This window comes from Aquabacterium sp. UBA2148 (genome assembly GCF_002328915.1).
GTDB lineage: Bacteria > Pseudomonadota > Gammaproteobacteria > Burkholderiales > Burkholderiaceae_C > Aquabacterium > Aquabacterium parvum.
This window is the reverse complement of the sequence record NZ_DCXA01000258.1, coordinates 1-6,944: the sequence shown is the minus strand read 5'-3', so window position 1 is coordinate 6,944 and position 6,944 is coordinate 1. Positions and strand designations below refer to the sequence as shown.

The 6,944-nt window shown below is 69.3% G+C and carries 5 protein-coding genes and 1 pseudogene; 2 read left to right on the top strand and 4 right to left on the bottom strand.

Annotated features, from left to right (window positions below; all coding sequences use genetic code 11):
• Both ftsZ and B2W70_RS14385 read left to right on the top strand, forming a co-directional pair.
• The coding region (gene ftsZ, locus B2W70_RS14390; protein ID WP_286746702.1) for a cell division protein FtsZ at positions 1-1,020 on the top strand (1,020 nt) is incomplete at its 5' end.
• A gap of 133 nt (positions 1,021-1,153) precedes the next feature.
• Positions 1,154-2,056 (top strand): DUF6279 family lipoprotein, encoded by a 903-nt coding sequence (locus B2W70_RS14385; RefSeq protein ID WP_286746700.1) that lies wholly within the window; start codon positions 1,154-1,156, stop codon positions 2,054-2,056.
• A gap of 56 nt (positions 2,057-2,112) precedes the next feature.
• Here the strand turns inward: B2W70_RS14385 and B2W70_RS14380 are convergent, their stop codons facing one another.
• The 4 genes and pseudogenes from B2W70_RS14380 to B2W70_RS14365 all read right to left on the bottom strand — a co-directional run.
• Positions 2,113-3,324, bottom strand: a complete 1,212-nt coding sequence (locus B2W70_RS14380) for an acyl-CoA dehydrogenase family protein (protein ID WP_286746698.1) — start codon at positions 3,322-3,324, stop codon at positions 2,113-2,115.
• A 58-nt stretch (positions 3,325-3,382) separates the two neighbouring features.
• Positions 3,383-4,711 (bottom strand): acyl-CoA dehydrogenase family protein, encoded by a 1,329-nt coding sequence (locus B2W70_RS14375; protein WP_286746696.1) that lies wholly within the window; start codon positions 4,709-4,711, stop codon positions 3,383-3,385.
• A gap of 37 nt (positions 4,712-4,748) precedes the next feature.
• Positions 4,749-6,641, bottom strand: coding sequence for a long-chain-acyl-CoA synthetase (locus B2W70_RS14370; RefSeq protein ID WP_286746694.1), 1,893 nt, complete (start codon positions 6,639-6,641; stop codon positions 4,749-4,751).
• A gap of 102 nt (positions 6,642-6,743) precedes the next feature.
• A pseudogene (locus B2W70_RS14365) lies at positions 6,744-6,944 on the bottom strand (multifunctional CCA tRNA nucleotidyl transferase/2'3'-cyclic phosphodiesterase/2'nucleotidase/phosphatase); the annotation flags it as partial.

Sequence of the window (6,944 nt, the reverse complement as noted above, 5' to 3'; positions counted from 1 at the left end):
GCCAAGCCTGAAGCCGGTCGCGCCGCCGCCGAAGAAGCCGTGGACCAGATCCGCTCCTCGCTCGAAGGCGCGCACATGGTGTTCATCACCGCCGGCATGGGCGGTGGCACCGGCACCGGCGCCGCGCCGGTGATCGCTCGCGTCGCCAAGGAAATGGGCATCCTGACCGTGGGCGTGGTGACCAAGCCCTTCGAGTTCGAAGGCAACCGCCGCCTCAAGCAAGCCGATGCCGGCCTGGCTGAGCTGGAAGCCAACGTCGACTCGCTGATCGTCGTGCTCAACGAGAAGCTGCTGGAAGTGCTGGGTGACGACGTGACCCAGGAAGAAGCCTTCGCCAAGGCCAACGACGTGCTCAAGAACGCCGTGGGCGGCATCTCCGACATCATCCACATCCCGGGCCTCGTCAACGTCGACTTCGAAGACGTCAAGACCGTGATGAGCGAGCCTGGCAAGGCCATGATGGGCACCGCCACCGCCGGCGGCCCGGACCGCGCCACCAAGGCCGCCGAAGCCGCCGTGGCCTGCCCGCTGCTCGAAGGCATCGACCTGTCGGGCGCGCGTGGCGTGCTGGTGCTGATCGCTGCCGGCAAGGCCAACTTCAAGCTGAGCGAATCGCGCAACGCGATGAACACCATCCGCCGCTACGCCGCCGAAGACGCCCACGTCATCTACGGCACGGCCTACGACGAAAGCCTGGGTGACCAGCTGCGCGTGACCGTGATCGCCACCGGCCTGTGCGGCTCCAAGCGCCAGCAGGCCCCGATGACCGTGGTGCACAGCGCCCCGCAGGTGTTCGCCCGCACCGGCACCGACAACATCCCGGTGCTGACCCAGCCGGTTGGCCACGCTGCCCTGCACGGTGGCCCCGCCATGGGCCACAGCAACGACTTCAGCGGCATGAACACGCCCAGCGTCTGGCGCTCGGGCCGCACGCAAGCGGCTGCCAAGGTCGATGCCCTGGCCAGCAACGGCATGGACGAGATCGAGATCCCGGCCTTCCTGCGCAAGCAGGCCGACTGACGTTCTCTGACCTGTCTCTTGCCTGAAACGGCGATGCGGTTTGCCTGCCGCGTCGCCGTCTGAAACCTCTCTCTCTTTGATCCCCCCGCCCCACGTGGACGGGGGGCTTTTTGCATTGGGATAGAGTGCTCGCATGAAGCGCGCCCTCGATGAAGACACCCCATGCCCCTGGCTTGAGCGATCGGCTCGCTGGGCGGTCATCGGTGTGTGCGCTTTGCTCGTGTCCGCTTGCAGCATCCTGCAGGCCGTTTACGAGCAGGCCCCCCGTTACGTGCAGTGGCGCACGAACGTGGCGCACCACTTCACCGAAGACCAATACGAACTGGCTCGCACCGGCATCCGGCGTTGGTTCGAATGGCACCGCCGTGAGCAGATGCCCCAGGTTGCTCGCCTGCTGCAGCAGGCTGCGCTGGACGTGCGAGGCCCGATCACCCCTGAGCTGGCTTGCGAGCGGCGCGACGCCTACCTGGCCATGAGCAAACAGGCCTTTGCTGCGGCCACGCCGCTGGCGGCCGCCGTCATGGTTCACCTGGGCCCGCCTCAGGTCAGTCGCGTGCAAGCCTTCTTCGAAGACCTCAACGAAGGCCAGCGAGAAAAGTACATCGCGGACGACCCACGCGAGCAGGCCGGATTGGCCGTGGACTTCATCGAGGAGTGGGGCGGCCTGGTGTATGGCGACTTCAGCGACGCGCAACGCGAGCACCTGGTGCGCCGGGTCATGGAGCTGCCTTTCAGCGCCCGCACGGTGCTGCAGGAGCTGCAGCGTTTTCAGGGGCGTTACGTGCAGCTGCTGCGGGACACGCAAGCCCAGAAGCTGAGCACCGAGCAGGTCAGCCAGCGCTTGCTGGCCATCTTGCTCGATGGCGTCGATCCGCAGGAGCCCGATCGCAAGGCGCAGATGCAGCGCTGGGTCAGGGCCGGTTGCGCCTTCGCCGCCGACCTGCAGGCCCAGACCACCCCCGCCCAGCGCGAGCGCGCCGAGCGCACGCTCATGGGTTGGCGCGAGGATGTTCAGGAGATCCTTGGACAGCGCTAGCGCTGGTGCCTGCGCGGGTGCCGGCAAGCGCACCGCCCCGGCAGCAGGCACTCACCTCACTTCAGCTCGGCCGACGATTTGCCCAGCAAGCGCCGCGCGATGATCAGCAGCTGGATCTGCTGCGTGCCCTCGAAGATGTCGAGGATCTTGGCGTCGCGGGCCCACTTCTCCAGCATCGAGACCTCGCTGTAGCCCACCGCGCCAGCCAGCTCCACGCACTTGAGCGCGATGTCGACGCAGGTGCGCCCTGCCTTGGCCTTGGCCATCGAGGCCTCCAGCGAATTGGGCCGACCGTTGTCAGCCATCCAGGCGGCCTGCAGCGTCAGCAGGCGAGCTGCGGCGTGGTCGGCGCGCAGGCGCACCAGTTCGGCCACGGCGCTGGGCTGGCGGTGCAGAGGGCGATCGGCGTCCAGCGAAAGGCCGGCTTCGGCCAGCAGGGGCGTGATCTCGTCGAGGCAGGCCTGGGCCAGGCCCACCGCCATGGCGGCCACCAGCGGGCGCGTGTTGTCGAAGGTCTGCATGACCCCGGCGAAGCTCTTTTCGGGCTGGATCTCGGGGTCGCCCAGCAGGTTGGCCTTGGGCACGCGGCAGTCCTTGAGCACGAAGGCGACCGTGTCGCTGGCGCGGATGCCCAGCTTGTGCTCCAGGCGCGCCAGCTCGAAGCCCGGCGTGCCCTTTTCGACCACGAAGGACTTGATGGCCGCGCGGCCCAGGCTGCGATCGAGCGTGGCCCACACCACCACCAGGTCGGCGCGGTCGCCGGAGGTGACGTAGATCTTCTCGCCGTTGAGCACGTAGTGGTCGCCGTCGAGCCGCGCCGAGGTGCGGATGGCGGCCGAGTCGGAGCCACAGCCGGGCTCGGTGATGGCCATGGCGGCCCAGCGGCCCTTGAAGCGCGCAAGCTGCTCTTCGTTGGCCACGGAGGCGATGGCCGCGTTGCCCAGGCCCTGCCCCGGCATGGCCAGCAGCAGGCCGACGTCGCCCCAGCACAGCTCCATGATGCCCAGGCAGGTCGAGAGGTTGCTGCCGTTGGCGTTGTCGTTGGGGTTGCGCTCACCGCTGCGGCGCACGCCTGCGGCGCCCGCGCCGTTCTCGCCCAGGGCCGCGTTCATGCCGTGGATGGCGGCGGCGACCATGTCGAGCTCCACGGGGCGGGCGTGTTCGGCGCGGTCGTATTGGCGCGAGATGGGGCGAAACACCTGGCGGGCGACCTCGCGGGCCTGCATGACCAGGGGGGCGAACTTCTTGGGGGTGTCGAGGTGGATCATGGGATGAGCTTTCGAATCAGGTGGTGGCGGGCGAAGGTGTGATCAGGGGCCATGGGCCTCACAGCAACAGCCCACCTTCCATCAGCGCCACGGCACGCAGGTCGCGGTACCAACGCTCGACCGGGTACTCCTTGACGAAGCCGTGGCCGCCCAGCAGCTGCACGCCGTCGCTGCCGATCTGCATGCCCTTGTCGGCGCACAGGCGGCGCGCCAGCGTCACGGCGTCGGCGAAAGCGGCCAGGCCATCGGGGGCGTCGTGGCGATCGGCCAGCTCGGCGGCGCGCCAGGTCAGCAGGCGCATGCCCTGCAGCTCGATGGCCACGTTCGAGACGGCAAAAGCCACCGACTGCCGGTGGCTGATGGGTTCGCCAAAGGCCTGGCGCTCGTTGACGTAAGGCACCAGCAGGTCGAGCACGGCCTGTGCGCAGCCCACGCTGAGCGCGCACCACGCCAGCCGACCGAGCTGGATGCATTCGCGGTAGGCATCGGGCTGGTCGGCGCCCAAGCGGGCCTCGGCGCTCAGTTTGACCTGGTCGAGCCGCAGGCGGCCGGGGGCGGCGCTGCGCAGGCCCATCGTCGGCTCGGGGGCGTGGCTCAGGCCGGGCGTGTTGGCCTCGACCACGAAGAGCTGGGGCCCGTGTCCGGGTACGTCTGCGGCGATCACGAAAAGCTCTGCGCGGGCCACGCCGGGCACCATGCACTTTTCGCCGGTGAGCACGTAGCCACCGTCGGGCGTCGGCTCGGCGCGGGTGCGCAGGCTCATGGGGTCGAACAAGGGCGTGGGCTCCATCAGCGCCAGGGCCGCCGGTGGTGGGTGCTCGCCCGCGAAGGCGCCCAGGTAGGTGGCCTGTTGCGAGGCGCTGCCCCAGCGCAGCAGGGCCTGGCTCACGGCTGCGGGGGCCAGGCAAGCCCAGGCCATGCCGAGGTCGCCGTGGGCCAGTTGCTCGGCGATCAGCGCCTGGGTCAGCACCTCGTGGGTGTCGCCGGCGCCGCCGAGTTCATCGGGCACCGACAGGGCCGCCACGCCGAGCTCTGCGAAAGCCTGCAAGAGCTGAGGCGACACGCCACCCTCTGCATCGGCTTGCTGGGCCTGCGGGCGCAGCTGCTCGTCGGCGAAGGCGCGCATGGCGTCCATCATCATCGTCTGGTCTTCGCTCGGGTTCAGGTCGAAGAGGTCGGTCGCGGCGCGCCGGGCGGGGCGGCTGGCCCCTGAGAGCCGCTGCACCGCCTTGAAGCCGCGCGTGGCCGTGGTGATCGACTGGAAACCCAGGCGGGTGCCTTCGTAGATCAGTCGCTGGGTCGGGCCACGCAGGCCCGAGGCCTCGAGTTGCGGCGAGGCCGCGATCTTGCGCAAGGCACGCAGGCCGATGCGAACGAGTTGGCTCATGGTGTGGTCTCCAGTTGGGGGCCAAGGCGGCAGTGGGTCATTCGAACTTGAAGTGGCCTGCTTCGATCGCGGCCTGCGCATCGGCGCTCAGGGGCACATAGCCCTGCGGGCTCAGCACCCAGATGGGCTCGCCCGCGTCGTTGGGCAAGAAGCCCTCGCGCTTGAGCTCGACCTTGCGGTGCTTGAAGGTGCTGGTCAATTCGTGCTGGCGGCGCAGGCGCAGGAACAGGGGCACGGCGTAGCGCGGCAAGGCCTGCCTCAGGCCCTGCATCAGGCCCGCGCCATCCAGGTCGGTGGCCTCACCACTGAGCAGCAGGGCCGCCATGCCGGCGCGGCCGTCGGTGTTGGGCAGCTGCACGCCGTAGACCACCGCTTCTTCGATGCCGGCTTGGGCGCACAAGGCGGCCTCGACCTCGGTGGTGGCCACGTTCTCGCCCTTCCAGCGGAAGGTGTCGCCCACGCGGTCGATGAACTGGATGTGGCCGAAGCCCTGGTCCCGCACGAGGTCGCCCGAATTGAACCAGGCGTCACCACGCCGCAAGACATCGCGCAGCACCTTCGAGGCGGTGGCGCGTTCGTCGGTGTAGCCGTCCATCGGGGCTTTGTCGGTGATCTCGGTCAGCAGCAGTCCGACCTGGCCTTTTTCAACCCGGCGCATCAGCCCCTGGGGGCCTTCGCGCACCGGGGTTTCTTCGGCCACGTCGAAGGCGACGATGGCGTGGGACAGGGGGCACATGCCGGCGCTGCCAGGCAGGTTCAGGGCGTTGACGAAGGCGAGGTTGCACTCGCTGGCGGCGTAGAACTCGGCGATGTGTTCGATGGCAAAACGTTGCTGGAAGGCGCCCCAGATGTCCGGGCGCAGGCCGTTGCCGATGATGGCGCGAACACCGTGCTGCGCGTCATCGGCCCGGGGCGCCTGGTTGAGCAGGTAGCGGCACAGCTCGCCGATGTACGAGAAGGCCGTGGCGCGGTGGCGGCGGATGTCTTGCCAGAAGCCCGAAGCGCTGAACTTGCGCCCCAGTGCCAGGCAGGCTCCCGCACCGACGGTGGCGCCCCAGGACACGGTCAGCGCGTTGTTGTGGTGCAGCGGCAGGGCGCAGTACAGCACGTCGTCCTGGCGCAGGCGCAGGCCCAGCTCGCCCATGCCCAGCATGCAGCGATGCCAGCGGTAGTGACTCATCACCGAGGCCTTGGGCAAGCCGGTCGAGCCCGAGGTGAAGATGTGAAAGCAGGGCTGGCTCAGCGCGATGGCGGCGGTCTCGGGCAGGTTGGTGTCGGGCGCTTGCGCACAGGCGTGCTGCAGGTGGGGCCAGCCATCGGGCGGTGGTGCCTGGCCGTCCCACCACCAGTCGATGTCCAGCTCGGCCAAGGTCGCCTGGGGCAGCGAGCGCACGACCGCTTCGCATTCCTGGCCCACCAGCACGATGCGGGGGCGGCTCAGGCGCAGGCTGTGTGCCTGGGCCTCGTCACGCAGGTGGTGGTTGAGCAGGGTGGCGATGCCGCCCAGCTTGACGATGCCCAGCGCAAAGGCGATGACCTCGGGGCGGTTCTCCATCAGGATGCCAACGGCCTGCCCGGATCGCAGGCCGGATCGCTTGAGGCTGTGCGCCACGCGGTTGGCCCAGGCGTTGAGCTCGCCATAGGTCCAGCTGCGGTCCTCGAATCGCAGGGCGATGCGCTGGGGGTGGCGGCTGGCACGGACCTCGAAGGTGCGCCCGATCGAGCCCAGCTGCTGCGGTCGCAGCCAGGCCAGGCGCACCAGGCCGGGCAACAGCCTGGGCAGCTCTGGGGTGAGGCGCAACACGGCTCGCGCCCAGTCTGCCCAGGAGATGGGGCCTGTGGCGGCGGTGGGTTCTGGTGACAGGGAAGGGGCGGCGGCTCGGGTCACGTCTTGGCTGCACCTCGGTGAAGGGGAAAGACTGTCGATCATCCGCATGCTGCGGGCTGGCGCAGGGGGGCGGTTGCGTCACCGGGGGCGCGAGCAAGACAAACTGGGGTCGCCCGCTCGCTGTGCTGGCCTTGGGGCTCAGGGTCAGCCCTTGGGTGGCCATGCGGCGGCGATGGCTTGGGTGCGCGCCTGCTGGATGACGCGGCCGATGTCCTTGCCTTGCTTGCCCTGAGCCATCGCCGCAGCCGACAGCTCGCTGGTGTCGACCGACAGGGCCGCTTGCAGGGCTCGACGCAGGCGCTCGGCCTGGGGGTAGGGGCGCTCGGTCCAGCCCAGCCGGCCTCG